Consider the following 15,542-nt stretch of genomic DNA (forward strand, 5'->3'; position numbering starts at 1 on the left):
CGATGATCGACAGGGATGCAAGCGGGGACGCGGAATCGGTCGATAAACTCATCCAGCGTGCGTGCGCCGAATTCTCCGAGGCGGTGGCGATCGAATCGGGGACGGAGCGCATCACCTACACCGCTCTTCTGGTGCGCGCAGAGGAGCTGGCAAGCCGGCTGCGAGGATCGGGTCTCAAGCGCGGAGGTATCGTTGCCATCGTCGGGTGCCGGAGCGCAGCGGTGATAGTAGCCGTGTTTGCTGTCTGGCTAGCGGGTGGCATCGTCCTCCTCATTGACGAGACGCTCCCGGAAACGCGGCGAGAGTTGATGCTCGACAGCGCGGCGGCCAGCTTCGTCGTACAGTGCGGGGCGACCTCGCGCATTCGAACGCGGGCAGGTGGGGTAGGCGCACCTGCGGCGTGGTCCTCCAACGCTGATCACGCTTACGTCGCGTTCACTTCTGGATCGACCGGCGCGCCCAAGGCGATCGTCGGCAGTCATCGGGGGCTTGCGCACTTCTTGAAGTGGCAGGTCGAGGAATTCGCAATCGGAGTAGAAGACCGGTTCGCGCACTTGACGAACATTTCGTTCGATGTCTGGTTCCGCGACGCCCTCTCGCCACTGCTCGGGGGTGCGACGCTTTGCATTCCCATTGAGACCCATCTCGGGGCGGACAACGTGCTCGATTTCATTCGGGGTAATGCCATCAGCGGTCTGCATGTCGTGCCGTCGATCGCGGAGATGTGGCTCGCCGCAGCGGATGATGTGCAGCAGATCGTTGGCCTCGGTCGTGCGTTCTTCGCGGGTGAGCCACTCGACGGTTCGCTCGTTTCCCGCTGGAACGATGTCTTCCCGGGCTGTCAGGTCGTCAATCTGTATGGGCCGTCTGAGACAACACTCGCTCAATACCATCTTAGGGTTCCAAGCGCGCCCGCTCCGGGCATTCAATCGGTTGGCCATGCCATCCCGGGATCCCGCTCGTTCGTTCTCGATGAGAATCAGGCGGAATGCCCGCCCGGTGTGGTCGGCGAGGTGTATATCAATGCGGCGTGGCCGTCGCACGGGTATCTGGTCAAAGGACGGATCGTCAGTCCGTTCGTTCGGATAGAGATCGGTGACGATTCTCATCACTGCTACCCGACGGGGGATTTGGGCAGAGTCTTACCGGACGGTGCGCTCGAGATCTCGGGGCGACGCGATGACCAGGTGAAGATCGGGGGCGTGCGGATCGAGCTGCAGGAGGTTCGCTCCGTCGTTCGCTCCGCTCCGCGCGTTCGAGACGCCTTCATCTGCGCCGTGCCCGGCCTGACGGGAAAGATCCTGGCTGGAGTCGTGCAGATGGACGATCCAGACGAATCCGTGTTACGTAATCATCTTCGCTCGCATCTGATGGGAATGATGATCCCGGCCATGATCGTCTTCGTGCCCGAGTTGCCCATGCTGTCGAACGGAAAGCTCGATCGTCAGCGGCTCGCTGACATGGTTTCGGACCGATTGGCGGAGCAGGCGCGGTCGGCCACGGCTAGAAAAACCTCTGAATCTAGACGCACCGTGCCGGAGCGGCTGGAGGACATCTGGGCCGAATTGGTCGGAACCGATGCGCTCACTGGCGGAAATGCACCCTTGACGTTCTTCGAAGCGGGCGGTACCTCGCTGACGATCGTCGGACTCCACGCGAAGATCCAACGCGAGTTCGGCATCCAGTTTCCCCTGGTTCGCTTGTTCGAGAAGGTGACACTCCATGCGCAATGCCATCTCATCGAGCAATTGATGGGGCGAGGTGAAGCGACAGACGCCGGCCGCGACACCGCGGCACCACGTGCCCCTGGTCGGCGACAGCTCGTCGCCGCGCGGCAGGCACGCCGGATTTAGCTCACCGAAGAAGTCAAGAACGAAGGTTTGAATCATGGAAAACACGGATGAACTTGTCGCGATCGTCGCGATGGAATGCAAACTGCCCGGCATAGCGAATGTTGAAGAACTCTGGCAACGGCTCGTGGACGGGGAATGCACGATCTCCGATCTGACCGAAGAGCAACTCGCTGAGGCCGGCGTCCCGGAAGAGCGGTATTCTGCCTCGGACTACGTTCGTCGGGCCGGGATCCTTGAGGATCTCGACGAGTTCGACTCCGCATACTTCGGCTACTCGCCGAAGGAAGCCGACGTTCTGGACGTTCAGCAGCGACTGACGCTGCAGTTGTGCGTGGCGCTCCTCGAACGGGCGAACATCGATCCGCACCGTACCGACAAGCGCATCGGCGTTTATCTCGGCTCTGCGATGAGCTCCTACCTCTTCGGAGTGTTGCAAGACGAGGACCTGGTCGATTCACTCGGCGAAATGATGGTCCGGCAGGCGAACGACAAAGACTTCCTCGCGACTCGGGTCTCGTACAAGTTGAACCTTCGTGGACCGAGCGTCAACGTCCAGACAGCGTGTTCGACCGGGCTGGTTGCCGTGCATTCGGCGGTGCAAAGCCTGATCCTCGGTGAATGTGACATGGCGATCGCCGGCGCGGTCTATGTTCGGGTGCCGGAGACCGCAGGGTATCGGTATCAGGTCGGCGGAGTTCTGTCACCCGACGGCACCTGCAGGCCCTTCGATGCCGACGCCAACGGAACCCTGTTCACGAACGGCCTCGGCGTCGTCCTGGTTAAACGCCTCGCGGATGCGATCGAGGATGGCGACGAGATCGTCGCGGTGATTGCAGGCAGCGCCGTCAACAATGACGGTGCGGAGAAGGTCAGCTTTACAGCGCCGAGTGTCGTGGGACAGGTAGCCGTACTGCGGGACGCATTGACCGTCGCTGGGGTCGATCCGGCTGATGTCAGCTATATCGAGGCCCACGGGACCGGAACCGCGCTCGGCGACCCGATCGAAATCGAAGCCATCAAGCAGGCGTACGGCTCAGACGGGAGCCCCTGTGTGATCGGTTCACACAAGGGCAACTTCGGCCACCTCAACATTGCGGCCGGCATCATCGGCTTGATCAAGGCAGCGCTCGTGCTCCGCCACGAGTTCATTCCGGGCACCGTAGGATTCAGCAACGAGAACCCGGGGCTCGAGCTGGCGGGAACCCGCTTCAGCGTGCGAGGACAGGGGATCCAGTACGAATCCGACCGTATGAAGTGGGCGGGCGTGAGCGCGTTCGGGATGGGCGGTACCAACAGCCACGTCCTGCTGCGTAACCATCTGGTGAGCGAGAACGCCGTCGACGACGAGGTCGCGGGGCCCCGCATTCTGACCTTCTCGGGGACGTCAGACGAGGCGCTAGCGCGCCAGGCCCGCGTGCTCGGCGAGCATCTCGACACGGATGCAGGACGGATGTCCCTGTCGGAGTGCGCCTCGACGCTGGTAAGCGGTCGCACGCGTCATCCGTTCCGCGGGGCCGTCGTCGCGTCGAGTTCAGTCGATGCTGTGGCGAGGTTACGCTCGGGCAAGTTTCATCGTGGGGGTCCGCGGAAGCGAGAACCAGTCGCGTTCGCTTTCGGCGGGCAGGGCACCCAGCACCCGGCGATGGGCGCCGCGCTTGCGCGCGGGAACCCCGGCTTCGCGAAGGCTCTTGAGCAGACCGTGGAGACGCTGGACAAGTATCTTGACTTCTCGATCATGGATTACCTCTGGTCCGGACGGGACGCGGCCGACCTGAAGGACACATCCGTCGCCCAACCACTGCTCTTCGCGGTGGAATATGCTTTGGCGACTTCGCTCATCAAGGCAGGTGTGAAGCCTGACTACCTCTTCGGGCATAGCCTCGGCGAGGTCGTGGCAGCAGCGGTCTCCGGTGCGTTCGACTTGCGCACCGCCGCAGAACTCGTCGCTCAGCGTTCGCGACTGATGAGCCGGAGCGTTCCGGGTGCGATGCTGGCCATCGACCGCCTCGACCCGTTCCTTGACCTGGTCGCTGATGCGACCTTGTCGATCGCAGCGCGGAATTCTCCGCGGCAGTTCGTGCTCTCGGGGAGCGTCGATGCGATCGACGCAACGATCGTCCGCGCTCAGGAGCTCGGCGTCTACCACCAGCGCTTGGCAACATCGCACGCATTCCATTCGGCGTCGATGCAGGAGGCGAGCGACGCATTCGCTGAATTTCTTACCGGATGCCGGTTCCAGATTCCGACGATTCCGATCATTTCGAACATCACCGGGCGAGTCCTCAGTGAGTACGAAGTCTGCAATCCGCGGTACTGGGCTGATCACATGGTTCGCACGGTCGACTTCTCCGGCTCGGTCGAAACCCTCCTTGCCGCGGGTGTGCGCACCTTCATCGAGATCGGTCGTGGCCGGGCAATGAGTAATCTGGTGCTCTCGTCGTCGGGGGCGATCACTGTGACGACGATTGCCGCACTGGGTGAGCAGGACGACGAATGCGAGTCCTTTGCCGACGCGATCGCGTTTGCATGGGCGCACGACCCGGCGACCGACATTGATGCCTTCACTCCGCGCACCCGCAGCGTCCTGCTGCCGACCTACGCGTTCGAGAAGCGCAAGCACTGGATCCGCCCGATCTCGGGATTCGGACGGAGCGTCAACTCCGACCTGACGCGGCCCGATGAGGCTCCGGCCTGCGCGGACAAACAGCCCGGTATCGTCAGCCTGGCAGCGGACGTGCCGAGTAGCGGCGACATTGGCATTGATGCCGGCGAAGACGTGCTGACCGCTGTGGTTAGTGAGCTGTTCACGAGATTCCTGGGCGGGGACTTGCTCGACGAGGCATCCAGCTTCTTCGACCTCGGCGGCAACTCACTGATGGCGATCCAGCTGATCAACAAATTGCGAGAGACGTTCCAGGTCGACGTCTCCGTTCGCGATTTCTACCAGAACAGCTCTATCTCGGGTGTCGGAGCGATGCTCGAGAACCTTCTCAGTCAGGAGCCTTCACATGCCTGAAAGTATCTACCTCGACCCAGAGCGCCTCGCGAAGCTCACAGAGAGTCTCCGGAAGCGTAAGGCCGTGGTCGGCTCTGCCGACCAGCCAGCACCTGCGCCGCGGAAGACTCCCGATCTCGGCGTGATCTTCTTCTCAGGATCAGCGGACGGCCGCGACCCATACGCGCTACTCCTCGACGCAGCGCGGCTGATCGACGATTCTGGGTTTACCGCGATCTGGACTCCCGAGCGGCACTTCACTGACGTCGGAGGGTCGTATCCGAATCCGTCGGTTCTGGGCGCCGCTCTTGCAATGGTGACGAAGAATGTCCGGATCCGCGCGGGGAGTGTGAACCTGCCCCTCCACGACGTGCTCCGCGTTGCCGAGGAATGGGCGCTTGTAGACAACCTCTCGCATGGGCGAGTCGACCTCGCGGTGGCGCCCGGATGGCATACTCGTGACTTCGTCCTTAACCCTGGTGCTTTCGATGATCGCTCGGGCCGGCTCAACGAATCACGCAAGCAGCTGCAGTCGCTCTGGCGCGGCGACACGCTTAGTCGAACCGACCCTCATGGGGAATCGCACTCAATTGTCACCTATCCGCGTCCGATCCAGCCTGAGCTACCGATCTGGTTAACGACGTCACAGAGAACTGAGGCATGGGAGTTCGCGGGCCGGGAGGGATTCAACGTGCTGTCCGCGCTCATCAACTTTGGACCGAAAGATCTGGAGAAGCGCATCACCATCTACCGCGAGGCTCGAGCACAGGCCGGGTACAACCCCGCGAGCGGGGTGGTGTCGCTGATGCTGCACACTTACGTCGGCCTATCGGTCGAGCAGGCGGTCGAACGCGCGCGCCCGGCAATGACTGAGTACCTGAGCTCGTTCGTCTCCCAGCACTCCACGTCGGGCCAGTCCGGGGCGGAGGCGAAAGCCGAGACGTTGCAGAACCTCGGCGACGATCGGGATGATTTCATGGAGATGGTCTTCCAGCGATACGTCAGCACAAGCTCTCTGATCGGCGACGCCACCAGGGTCACACAACGGATGGAATACTTCCGATCGATTGGCGTCGACGAGATCGCGTGCCTGGTGGACTTCGGCCTGACCAACGACGAAGTGTTGGCAAGTCTGGGCCGACTCGCCATGCAGACGAAGACAGTGGCAGCATCATGAGCGTCTACGGTTTTCACGGGCGCTACCCGCTGATCCATCCGAGCGCCTACGTGTTCGACAACGTGACCGTGATCGGGGACGTCGAGATCGGCCCCGACGTCAGCCTATGGCCGGGCGTGACGATCCGAGGGGACAAGGGGGCGGTTCGGATCGGCGCGGGGGCGAATGTGCAAGACCATGCGATGGTACATTCGGATCCCAATCATCCCGTGATCATCGGTGCTCAGGTGACCATCGCGCACAGCGCAGTACTCCACGGCTGCACGATCGGCGATGGCTCCGTCATCGGTATCGGAGCCATCCTCCTGAACGGCGCAGTCATCGGCGAGCACAGCAGGGTCTCCGCCGGCGCGCTGGTCGGGGCAGGGCCGAGCTATCCGGCGGCGAGCCTGATCGCGGGGTCGCCAGGATCCGTGCTGATGTCACTCAGCAAGAGTGACATTGACGTCCTCTTGGCGACCGCGGGCGAGTACCAGGACCTCGCGCAGGAGTACCGTCGCCACCTCGAAGTCCTTGGAACCTCGGCGACTGCGGAATGACGAGCGTATCCGGCGAAGCTCTCGGCTCGTTCGATGCAAGACTCCTGCGGCTTTTCGACTTCGGGCGCTCGCGAGTGGTCGTGTGTTTTCCCCACGCCGGATCGGGTATATCGGCCTTCCGCTGCTGGCCAGAGGCGCTGTTCGGATTTGCGGACAGCATGCTCGTGCAGCTGAAAGGGCGGGAGGATCGGATCGGCGAGAGCGTCGCTGACGACACGGTGGCCGACGTCGCGGCCACGATCGCGGCCGAGCTGGCTCGTTCGCGGTATGAGCAGGTGGTTCTGGTCGGACACAGCATGGGCGCTACGCTCGCGTGGGCCGTCGCCGAGATGGCATGGCGGCTCGACCGTCGGAAAATGACGGTTGTAGTGTCGTCGCAGCTGCCCCCATCGTCCGCCGCCGACACGGCGGCGGACTGGGACGAGCGCGGCCGATTGGTGCGTTCGACGGCGATTAGCTACCTCCCGGTCGAATCCGAAGTGCGTGCGCTGCTTGCGGAGACTCTTGACGCGGATCTGAGCTGGATCGCGCGGGAGTTCCCGCAACTGCGGCACAATGTCCTTCCGATCGATGTACACGCTGTTTCAGCGGATGACGATCCGCTCGTCGATGTAAGGACGATGGCCAATTGGGCACTGCACACCTCCGCTGGCTTCCAACTCTCACTGATCGAGGGTGGACATCTTCACCTGCTTGAGCAGCCCGAAGCACTGCGCGGGATCGTGATTGACGTGCTGGAATCAGAAGCGACCGAGGGGCGATTGTTATGAGCATGACCGGCGGGCGAGAAGACGGCGCTTTCCGTGTCGGCTATCAGCGTCGCACGGCGCCCTTCTGTTACGCGGTCGGATCGCCGTTTCGGCCGATCGGGTTTTCGGTGGATGTGGCCCGAATCGTGCTCAGCGAGATTCTCGGGGCCGATCGGTTCGCCGCGACGCAGGCTGTTGAAGTCACATCGACCACGCGCGAGTCGTTGCTGCTGAACTCAGCAATCGACATCGAATGTGGATCTACCACAATTACTGAGGCGAGGTTGGAGAAGGTCGCGTTCACGGTGCCGATCTTCGAGACTCGTCATCGGATCGCGGTGAGGACGGGCTCGATGCGGAGGCGAGACGCTGCTGTGTCGGTGGCAGGAATCCGCGGCTCGACGAGCCAGGCTGCGCTCGAAGCGGCCGGCGACCTCGGCTTCCAGCCAACCTTTGTCGGGCACTCGTCTATCGGAGAAGCGTTCGACGCCTTCACCGACGACCCAGCGGTCGGGGGTATCGTGGCTGACGAGGTTATTCTGCGGTGTGCGCTCGCCGCGTCGCCCCGTTCGGACGTCGAGCTCCTCGACATCCGGCTCGGTCTGGATCGTTACGGGTTCATGATGAGACCGCGGGACACAGCACTGCGCAGTGCACTCGACGAGTCACTAGTTCGTCTGCTCGCCTCGGCGAGCTACAAGGCACTTCTCGCGAGATGGTTTTACGACGAGCTTCCCGGCCTTGGCTACGGATTGGGAATGCGATCTGTTGGAGGACAGGTCACGTAGCTCAGCTCGTGTGCGGCCGGGGTGCCGGAGTGCCGTCCGCTCAGCGCGCGTCGTATCAAGGATGCAGATCGGGAAGTTCTTAGTCCGACGTCTCGAGTCGGATCAGATTATAAGGGGGCTTATTCAAAGCCCGTTTGTGAGTCACGGCTCCAAGCGTGTCGCTCACGAATGATACCGACCGACCCGCTTTGCTCGAGAAGTGCATATGAAGAAACCCCTGACAGAAGAACCGGCCGGTGCGCGCACAGACGACTACGGGAATTGCCTCCGAGCAATACGCTCTCCTCGCCGAACGAATCGACAACGAGTTTATCTGGCGCAGACCTACCGGGCGCCCGCGGAAGCTTTCTCCCTCACGAGCACTTCAGATCACGCTTCTCTCCTTTCGCGACAGCCTTACCGAGCACCTGATCGCCGGCCTCGTCGGCGTCAGCCAATTGACCATCTCGCGCACGATCGCAGACGTCGAAGCGATGCTCAAGGTCCCCGCCGAGGACGAGCAGCCCGACGTTGCGGCAGCCCCGGAGGCTTATTCAGAGCACACGATCTACAGATTGGAAATCGGCGTTGATCAGGGCGTTCATGGTGACACTGGAACCTCGGTTACGTGCAGATGGCCTGTTGATATCGCTTCGCGTGCTGAGCGTTTCGCGCCCGACGACCCGGTCGGTGCGGGTTTCGTTGCGCCTGGGGCTCGGACCGCGGCGACGCGGTCGCTGGGCGGTCACTTCGATAACACCTGGGCGCCGACCCGGTCGATCGGCACGGTCTTCACGCAGGAGTCGATCGCCCCTAAGTCCTGTGCGGTCCGCGAGATCGCGGGCTACGGACGAGATCCTCTGCCGGGGCGGGGGATCTCGTCCGTTCGGGGGCATCTCGCGACATTTCGCGGGCGGGAGGGGGAGGGGACGGGGTTAGAAGAGGTGCCAGCGGGTGAGGGGCCAGGCTACGGCGAAGACGCGGCCGGTGACGCGGTCGAGAGGGACGGTCTTGACGCAGGAGTCGACTGGGCCGGAGGTTCCGCGGCACTCGCCGAGGGAGTCGTTCGAATTGGAGCGGTGGTCGCCGAGGACGAAGAGGGAGTTCTCGGGCACCGTGTACTCCTCGAAGCACCGCAAGGAGGCGGGACTGGTCGTGCAGTCGAGGGTTCCTGGTGCGAACGGGAAGTCCTCGAAGACGTAGGACTCGTCGAGGGGCTGACCGTCCACGAGAACGTGGCCCTCCGCGTCGCAGCACGAGACGGTGTGACCTCCGGCTGCGATCGCGCGCTTGACAAGGAACTCCTCGTGCGAGGGGCCGATGCTGGTGACGTCGCCGAAGGTCTTGACCACCTCGGACAGGGGGCTGCCAGGGGAGTCGCTCGCTCCCCATCGCGCGTCGCGCGAGAAGACCACGATCTGCCCCTGCTCGGGGCCGCCCTGGAGGTTCAGGGTCCGGTCGACCAAAATCCGATCGCCGAAGAAGCCTCCGCCCTGCAGAGTGTTCTCCATCGATCCCGACGGGACCGTGTACACCTTCACGAAGAAGGTCTGCACCAGTGCGATCACCACGATTGCCATCACCACGGTCACTACCGGGTGCGCGTACCAGCGTCGTCCACCGGTCGTCCTCGTCCTGCGCGCCATCTGCTGTCCCTCCGCTCGACGGGGCAAGCCTAGGCGGAGCGACCGGGGAGCCCGGCGCGAGGCAGCGGATCGAGCGACGAGGCGCCGTGCTGGAGTGCACTCCGCGCCGCCAGGAGCGGCGACACGCCCGAGCTGGCGGATCGTCGAGGATTCGCGTATTATCGACCCTTGGTGTTTTGCGCGTGCTCCGGCACGCCCGCGAACCCCGATCCAGGCGCTCGCCCGGTGGTGGATCGTCGCGGAAACATTCGCACGACCAGTACACACACTACTTCCGAACGACAGTGAGGCTATGGCCAAAAAAGACGGTGTCATCGAAATCGAAGGTGCGGTTGTCGAGGCGCTCCCCAATGCGATGTTTCGCGTGGAGTTGACCAACGGACACAAAGTTCTCGCCCACATCTCGGGCAAGATGCGTCAGCACTACATCAGGATCCTCCCCGAGGATCGGGTGATCGTGGAGCTGAGCCCCTACGACCTGACCCGCGGCCGGATCGTCTACCGCTACAAGTAGACATCCGCTCCGCTGACGTTCGCGACGTGCGTGTCCTGTAAGGAACGGCCCCGGCATCCGCCGGGAGCACGACGCCAGCGAAATCAAGGACAAGAACAATGAAGGTCAACCCCAGCGTCAAGCGCATCTGCGACCACTGCAAGATCATCCGCCGCCACGGCAACGTCATGGTCATCTGCAGCAGCAATCCCCGCCACAAGCAGCGCCAGGGCTAGTCCCGCCGCTTCGGCAAGGGAGTGCAGGGTGGCACGCCGCCCCGCATGAGCACGACGAGCACGTCAATACCCCCGCTACACCAGAAATCGCGCAGCACTCCGGCTTAGCCGGGATGGACGGCGAGGACACCTTCGGTCGGAGGCCGAGGCACCGGTGTTGCTTCATACCTCCACTCACTCACAGGAGAAGCCACAATGGCACGTCTGGCAGGAGTAGACATCCCGCGCGAGAAGCGCGTGGAGGTCGCACTGACCTACATCTACGGTGTCGGCCGCACTCGCGCGCTCGCGACCCTCAGCGACACCGGGATCGACGGCAACATCCGCGTCAAGGATCTCAGCGACGAGCAGCTCATCGCTCTGCGCGATCACATCGAAGGCAACTACAAGGTGGAGGGTGACCTCCGTCGCGAGGTCGCCGCCGATATCCGCCGCAAGGTCGAGATCGGCTCGTACGAGGGCCTCCGTCACCGTCGCGGCCTCCCGGTCCGTGGACAGCGCACCAAGACGAACGCGCGCACCCGCAAGGGACCCAAGCGCACCGTCGCCGGCAAGAAGAAGGCCGGCCGCAAGTAACGCGGGCGACACGGACCTAGAGGAGATACAGAATTGGCTACCCCCAAGTCGGCTGCGCGCAAGCCGCGCCGCAAGGAGAAGAAGAACATCGCAGTGGGTCAGGCCCACATCAAGTCGACGTTCAATAACACGATCGTCTCGATCACCGACCCCGCCGGTGCCGTCATCAGTTGGGCCTCGTCCGGCGTGGTGGGCTTCAAGGGCTCGCGCAAGTCGACGCCGTTCGCGGCGCAGCTCGCCGCTGAGTCGGCTGCGCGTCAGGCGCAGGAGCACGGTATGAAGAAGGTCGACGTCTTCGTCAAGGGCCCGGGTTCGGGTCGTGAGACTGCGATCCGTTCCCTCCAGGCCGCAGGCCTCGAGGTCGGCTCGATCAACGACGTCACGCCGCAGGCGCACAACGGCTGCCGCCCGCCGAAGCGTCGCCGCGTCTAAGCAGCACTCGCAGCCGTCGGTCGGCCGCACGATCCGCTGTCGTAGCGGGGACTGGGGTCGACCGGCGGATCGCGCATTTCTTTCACAACTCCACACCTCGCAAACGCACGTGTCATATAGCGGACACGTGATCGAAAGGAATCATCAGTGCTTATCGCACAGCGCCCGACGCTCACCGAGGAGAACATCTCGGAGTTCCGTTCCCGCTTCGTCATCGAGCCCCTCGAGCCCGGCTTCGGCTACACGCTCGGAAACTCGTTGCGTCGCACCCTGCTGTCCTCTATCCCCGGCGCCGCTGTCACCAGCATCCGGATCGACGGAGTCCTGCACGAGTTCACGACCGTCCCCGGGGTCCGCGAGGATGTCACCGAGATCATCCTGAACATCAAGGGTCTCGTCGTCTCCTCGGAGCATGACGAGCCGATCACCGCCTACCTGCGCAAGCAGGGCGCCGGTCAGGTCACCGCCGCCGACATCTCGGCTCCGGCCGGCGTCGAGATCCACAATCCGGAACTCGTCATCGCCACGCTGAATGACAAGGCGAAGTTCGAACTCGAACTCACCATCGAGCGCGGCCGCGGCTACGTCTCGGCGACCCAGAACCGCAGCGAGTTCTCCGAGGCCGGCCAGATCCCGGTCGACTCGATCTACTCGCCCGTGTTGAAGGTCACCTACCGCGTCGAGGCCACCCGTGCCGGCGAGCGTACCGACTTCGACCGCCTGGTCGTCGACGTGGAGAGCAAGGCCGCGATCACGCCCCGTGACGCGATCGCCTCCGCAGGACGCACGCTGACCGAGCTCTTCGGGCTCGCCCGTGAGTTGAACAACGCGGCCGAGGGCATCGAGATTGGCCCCGCGCCGGTCGATGCTGTCCTCTCGACCGAGCTGTCCATGCCCATCGAGGACCTCGACCTCTCGGTGCGCAGCTACAACTGCCTCAAGCGCGAGGGCATCAACAATGTGAACGAGCTCGTCGCCCTCTCGGAGACGCAGCTCATGAACATCCGCAACTTCGGTCAGAAGTCGGTGGATGAGGTCAAGGAGAAGCTCACGGAGCTGGGCCTGTCGCTCAAGGACTCGGTTCCCGGGTTCGATGGTGCCCACTTCTACAGCTACGACGACGAGAGCATCTAGGTCTCTCGCCCCGGAGCCCCGGCTTCTCGCGTCCGACCTGCTGACACCCCTTTAGTACTGGAGTAAACCCATGCCCAAGCCCACCAAGGGCCCCCGCCTCGGAGGCGGTCCCGCACACGAGCGTCTGCTCCTCGCGAATCTGGCCGCGGCCCTGTTCACGCATAAGAGCATCAAGACGACCGAAACCAAGGCCAAGCGCCTGCGTCCGCTCGCCGAGCGTCTGGTGACGTTCGCCAAGCGCGGCGACCTGCACGCCCGCCGCCGCGTTCTCGCGACGATCGGCGACAAGTCGGTCGTTCACGAACTCTTCACCGAGATCGCTCCGCTCGTCGCCGAGCGCGAGGGCGGCTACACCCGCATCACCAAGATCGGTCCCCGCAAGGGGGATAACGCGCCGATGGCCGTCATCGAGCTCGTCCTCGAGCCCGTGACGCCGAAGGTGAAGAAGTCGAGCACCACCACGTCGCCCGTGTCCGCTCCGGTGGACGAGGCTCCCGTCGAGGAGGCGTCCGTGCAGGATGCTGCCGCCGACGATGCCGCTGCCGACGACGCCGCAGTGCAGGACGCTCCGGTTGAGGAGACTCCGGTCGCGGAGACCGGCGAGACCAAGTAGTCACATCCACATAACGAGAGCCCTCCGCCCCCACCGGGACGGGGGGCTCTCGTCGTCTCCACGAGCGGTGGCGATGGCGTGAAATGCCGCTTACGATGACATGGCCGGGCTCGACGAGCGTGGTTGCGCCGGAAATAGCGCTTACGGGGAGAACCCTCGTCACCCTCGGAGGAGCCCGTGCGACTGCATCGTCCGGCTCGTCTGGCGATGCTCGCGCTGGTCCTCGGTGCGGTGCTTAGCGGCTGCGCATCCGGCGATGTGATCGACGTGCCGGAGTCGGCGGGCAACGTCATCGCGAACGCCGCGCCGAGGAGCACGCCCTCGGTCGGCGCAACGGTCGATTCGGTGGACTGCGGCGTCGCTCTTCCGGCCATCGTCGTCGAGCACGACCTCGGCCTGCCGGCCGGGACCGTGACCCTCGCACCTGCCGGACAGGTGTGCTCCTACACGATCGCGGGCGACGACTCGGCCGTCGTGCTCACCCTGCGCCGGGGACCGCTCCTCGAGACATTCACGGATGCGGGAGAAGCCGTCGGCGCTGTCCCTCTCTCGCTCGGCATGGCGGGCTATTGGCTCCCCGGGTCGGGATCGGCCCCGTCGGAACTCGCCGTGCTCGCGGGTGGCTGGGAGCTGCACGTCGTCTCCTCTCTCGGTGGACAGTCGACTCTGGTCGGCTGGGCATGCGTCGCGCTGGCCTCGGTCGGGGTGCCGCTCGCGGTGGCGTGAGAGCGACTCCGCTCTAGGATCGAGGGATGCCGCACCGCGTCCGCCTCGATCTGGCCTACGACGGCACGCATTTTTCTGGCTGGGCCAAGCAGCCGGGTCTTCGGACGGTTCAGGGGGTGCTCGAGGAGTCGCTGGCACTCGTGCTGCGCTCCGAGGAGCACCCGACAGTGACCGTCGCCGGGCGCACCGACGTCGGTGTCCACGCGAGCGCGCAGGTCGCCCACGTCGACCTGACTCCCGAGCAGTGGGCCAGGTTGAGCGGCGGAGGTCGTCGCGCAGAGGAGGAGCCGCTGCCTCCTGCCGCGATCCTCGAGCGGCGGCTGCGCGGCATCTTGGGTCAGTACTCCGATGTCTCGGTGCACCGCGTGACGCAGGCAGCGGCGGGATTCGACGCCCGCTTCTCGGCCCGCTGGCGCCGGTACGAGTACCGCCTCGCTGACGCCTCCTCACTGCGGCATCCGCTCGAGCGGGTGTTCACGACCTGGATCACCGAGTCCCTCGAGCTCGACGCGATGAACGGTGCCGCTCGCTCGCTCCTCGGTCTGCACGACTACGCGTCGTTCTGTCGGGCGAGGGAGGGCGCTACGACTATCCGCAGCCTCCTCGACTTCGCCTGGGAGCGGGACGTCGACGGTGTGCTGCATGCGCACGTCCGCGCCGATGCGTTTTGTCACAGCATGGTCCGCGCGCTGGTGGGGGCCTGCGTGGCGGTAGGCGCGCGCAAGCTCGACGCGGCGGCCGTACCCGTGCTGCGCGACGCGGCCCGGCGGACGAACGCGTTCGCGGTCATGCCGGCTCGCGGCCTCATCCTGCGCGAAGTCGACTACCCCGAGGATGCGGCGCTCGCAGCGCGCGCGGTCGTGACGCGCGCCAAGCGCACGGCGCAATCGGAGGGGTCGGAGTAGGAGCACCGAGTCGGAGGCGGGCGGCGCTTCCGAGAATCGTGCTTGGGATCACCTGGGCTTTGCTGTAATGTCGACCCTTGGTGTTTTCGGCCGTGTGTCGAGCGCCCGAAGTTGAGCCCTCCACCGGATCAGTTCGCCCCTTCGCGGGTCGAACAGCCACGGAGCGGGATTCACGAACACCTCACTCCGATCAGAAAGCAGCACTCACGTGACTCGCACTTTTTCTCCGAAGCCGGCTGATGTCCAGCACGACTGGATCGTCATCGACGCGGCCGACGTCGTGCTTGGTCGTCTCGCCACCCACGCTGCGGCTCTCCTGCGCGGCAAGCACAAGGCGACTTTCGCGCCGCACATGGACATGGGTGACTTCGTCATCATTGTCAACGCGGATAAGGTCGCACTGACCGGCCAGAAGCTCTTGCAGAAGAAGGCCTACCGCCACTCCGGCTACCCGGGCGGCCTCTCGGCCACCACGTACGCCGAACTCCTCGAGAAGAACCCGGTCCGCGCCGTCGAGAAGGCCATCCGCGGCATGCTCCCCAAGAACTCCCTCGGCCGTGCGCAGTTGCGCAAGCTGAAGGTCTACACGGGCTCCGAGCACCCCCACGCGGCGCAGCAGCCTCAGGCGTACGCCTTCAACCAGGTCGCCCAGTAGGCTCCGGCCCCTCCCCGACATCTCAGACTTCGAAGACAAAGGATCA

At 64.2% G+C, this 15,542-nt stretch carries 16 protein-coding genes; 15 read left to right on the forward strand and 1 reads right to left on the reverse strand.

Annotated elements, in window-relative coordinates; all coding sequences use genetic code 11:
• Window positions 1-2: 2 nt before the first annotated feature.
• From B0H03_RS05600 to B0H03_RS05625, 6 genes are read left to right on the forward strand one after another with little or no spacing between them, the layout of a single operon-like run.
• The gene (locus tag B0H03_RS05600) at window positions 3-1,853 is read left to right on the forward strand and encodes a non-ribosomal peptide synthetase (protein WP_104265201.1); all 1,851 of its coding nucleotides are present in this window, start codon (window positions 3-5) and stop codon (window positions 1,851-1,853) included.
• A gap of 34 nt (window positions 1,854-1,887) precedes the next feature.
• Entirely contained in the window at window positions 1,888-4,869 is a 2,982-nt protein-coding gene (locus tag B0H03_RS05605) for a type I polyketide synthase (protein WP_104265200.1), read from the forward strand.
• Window positions 4,862-6,025, forward strand: coding sequence for a MupA/Atu3671 family FMN-dependent luciferase-like monooxygenase (locus B0H03_RS05610; protein ID WP_104265199.1), 1,164 nt, complete (start codon window positions 4,862-4,864; stop codon window positions 6,023-6,025). The genes B0H03_RS05605 and B0H03_RS05610 overlap by 8 nt, the downstream gene beginning before the upstream one ends.
• Window positions 6,022-6,564, forward strand: a complete 543-nt coding sequence (locus B0H03_RS05615; RefSeq protein WP_097167715.1) for a gamma carbonic anhydrase family protein — start codon at window positions 6,022-6,024, stop codon at window positions 6,562-6,564. Before B0H03_RS05610 ends, B0H03_RS05615 begins: the two co-directional genes overlap by 4 nt.
• Window positions 6,561-7,334 (forward strand): thioesterase II family protein, encoded by a 774-nt coding sequence (locus tag B0H03_RS05620; protein WP_104265198.1) that lies wholly within the window; start codon window positions 6,561-6,563, stop codon window positions 7,332-7,334. The genes B0H03_RS05615 and B0H03_RS05620 overlap by 4 nt, the downstream gene beginning before the upstream one ends.
• Window positions 7,331-8,101 (forward strand): transporter substrate-binding domain-containing protein, encoded by a 771-nt coding sequence (locus tag B0H03_RS05625; RefSeq protein ID WP_104265197.1) that lies wholly within the window; start codon window positions 7,331-7,333, stop codon window positions 8,099-8,101. Before B0H03_RS05620 ends, B0H03_RS05625 begins: the two co-directional genes overlap by 4 nt.
• A gap of 914 nt (window positions 8,102-9,015) precedes the next feature.
• Here the strand turns inward: B0H03_RS05625 and lepB are convergent.
• A complete protein-coding gene (gene lepB, locus B0H03_RS05630; protein WP_160487244.1) occupies window positions 9,016-9,726 on the reverse strand; it encodes a signal peptidase I in 711 nt (236 codons plus the stop codon).
• Between the two features lie 292 nt (window positions 9,727-10,018).
• On the opposite strand from lepB, the gene infA reads away from it, so the two are divergent.
• From infA to rplM, 9 genes are all read left to right on the forward strand, one after another.
• On the forward strand, window positions 10,019-10,240 hold the full coding sequence (gene infA, locus B0H03_RS05635; RefSeq protein WP_022883252.1) for a translation initiation factor IF-1: 222 nt from the start codon (window positions 10,019-10,021) through the stop codon (window positions 10,238-10,240).
• A 98-nt stretch (window positions 10,241-10,338) separates the two neighbouring features.
• Window positions 10,339-10,455 (forward strand): 50S ribosomal protein L36, encoded by a 117-nt coding sequence (gene rpmJ / locus B0H03_RS05640; protein ID WP_055787164.1) that lies wholly within the window; start codon window positions 10,339-10,341, stop codon window positions 10,453-10,455.
• A gap of 195 nt (window positions 10,456-10,650) precedes the next feature.
• Complete coding sequence (rpsM, locus tag B0H03_RS05645) at window positions 10,651-11,031, forward strand: 30S ribosomal protein S13 (protein ID WP_104265191.1); 381 nt, start codon at window positions 10,651-10,653, stop codon at window positions 11,029-11,031.
• A gap of 33 nt (window positions 11,032-11,064) precedes the next feature.
• Window positions 11,065-11,463 (forward strand): 30S ribosomal protein S11, encoded by a 399-nt coding sequence (gene rpsK, locus B0H03_RS05650; RefSeq protein ID WP_104265190.1) that lies wholly within the window; start codon window positions 11,065-11,067, stop codon window positions 11,461-11,463.
• Window positions 11,464-11,610: 147 nt separating this feature from the next.
• Window positions 11,611-12,597, forward strand: a complete 987-nt coding sequence (locus tag B0H03_RS05655; protein ID WP_104265189.1) for a DNA-directed RNA polymerase subunit alpha — start codon at window positions 11,611-11,613, stop codon at window positions 12,595-12,597.
• Between the two features lie 70 nt (window positions 12,598-12,667).
• A complete protein-coding gene (gene rplQ, locus B0H03_RS05660) occupies window positions 12,668-13,210 on the forward strand; it encodes a 50S ribosomal protein L17 (RefSeq protein WP_104265188.1) in 543 nt (180 codons plus the stop codon).
• Window positions 13,211-13,387: 177 nt separating this feature from the next.
• A complete protein-coding gene (locus tag B0H03_RS05665; RefSeq protein ID WP_127843973.1) occupies window positions 13,388-13,936 on the forward strand; it encodes a hypothetical protein in 549 nt (182 codons plus the stop codon).
• A 26-nt stretch (window positions 13,937-13,962) separates the two neighbouring features.
• Complete coding sequence (locus B0H03_RS05670; protein ID WP_104265186.1) at window positions 13,963-14,841, forward strand: tRNA pseudouridine synthase A; 879 nt, start codon at window positions 13,963-13,965, stop codon at window positions 14,839-14,841.
• 208 nt (window positions 14,842-15,049) lie between these two features.
• The gene (gene rplM, locus B0H03_RS05675) at window positions 15,050-15,496 is read left to right on the forward strand and encodes a 50S ribosomal protein L13 (RefSeq protein ID WP_104265185.1); all 447 of its coding nucleotides are present in this window, start codon (window positions 15,050-15,052) and stop codon (window positions 15,494-15,496) included.
• Window positions 15,497-15,542 lie beyond the last annotated feature (46 nt).

Origin of the sequence: Rathayibacter iranicus NCPPB 2253 = VKM Ac-1602 (assembly GCF_003149025.1) — a bacterium.
Lineage (GTDB): Bacteria > Actinomycetota > Actinomycetes > Actinomycetales > Microbacteriaceae > Rathayibacter > Rathayibacter iranicus.

Excerpts from the sequence above, each read along its gene's own strand:
- B0H03_RS05600 (WP_104265201.1), top strand. The coding sequence starts at position 3 with ATGATCGACAGGGATGCAAGCGGGGACGCGGAATCGGTCGATAAACTC.
- B0H03_RS05605 (WP_104265200.1), top strand. The coding sequence starts at position 1,888 with ATGGAAAACACGGATGAACTTGTCGCGATCGTCGCGATGGAATGCAAA.
- B0H03_RS05610 (WP_104265199.1), top strand. The coding sequence starts at position 4,862 with ATGCCTGAAAGTATCTACCTCGACCCAGAGCGCCTCGCGAAGCTCACA.
- B0H03_RS05615 (WP_097167715.1), top strand. The coding sequence starts at position 6,022 with ATGAGCGTCTACGGTTTTCACGGGCGCTACCCGCTGATCCATCCGAGC.
- B0H03_RS05620 (WP_104265198.1), top strand. The coding sequence starts at position 6,561 with ATGACGAGCGTATCCGGCGAAGCTCTCGGCTCGTTCGATGCAAGACTC.
- B0H03_RS05625 (WP_104265197.1), top strand. The coding sequence starts at position 7,331 with ATGAGCATGACCGGCGGGCGAGAAGACGGCGCTTTCCGTGTCGGCTAT.
- lepB (WP_160487244.1), bottom strand. The coding sequence starts at position 9,726 with ATGGCGCGCAGGACGAGGACGACCGGTGGACGACGCTGGTACGCGCAC.
- infA (WP_022883252.1), top strand. The coding sequence starts at position 10,019 with ATGGCCAAAAAAGACGGTGTCATCGAAATCGAAGGTGCGGTTGTCGAG.
- rpmJ (WP_055787164.1), top strand. The coding sequence starts at position 10,339 with ATGAAGGTCAACCCCAGCGTCAAGCGCATCTGCGACCACTGCAAGATC.
- rpsM (WP_104265191.1), top strand. The coding sequence starts at position 10,651 with ATGGCACGTCTGGCAGGAGTAGACATCCCGCGCGAGAAGCGCGTGGAG.
- rplQ (WP_104265188.1), top strand. The coding sequence starts at position 12,668 with ATGCCCAAGCCCACCAAGGGCCCCCGCCTCGGAGGCGGTCCCGCACAC.
- B0H03_RS05670 (WP_104265186.1), top strand. The coding sequence starts at position 13,963 with ATGCCGCACCGCGTCCGCCTCGATCTGGCCTACGACGGCACGCATTTT.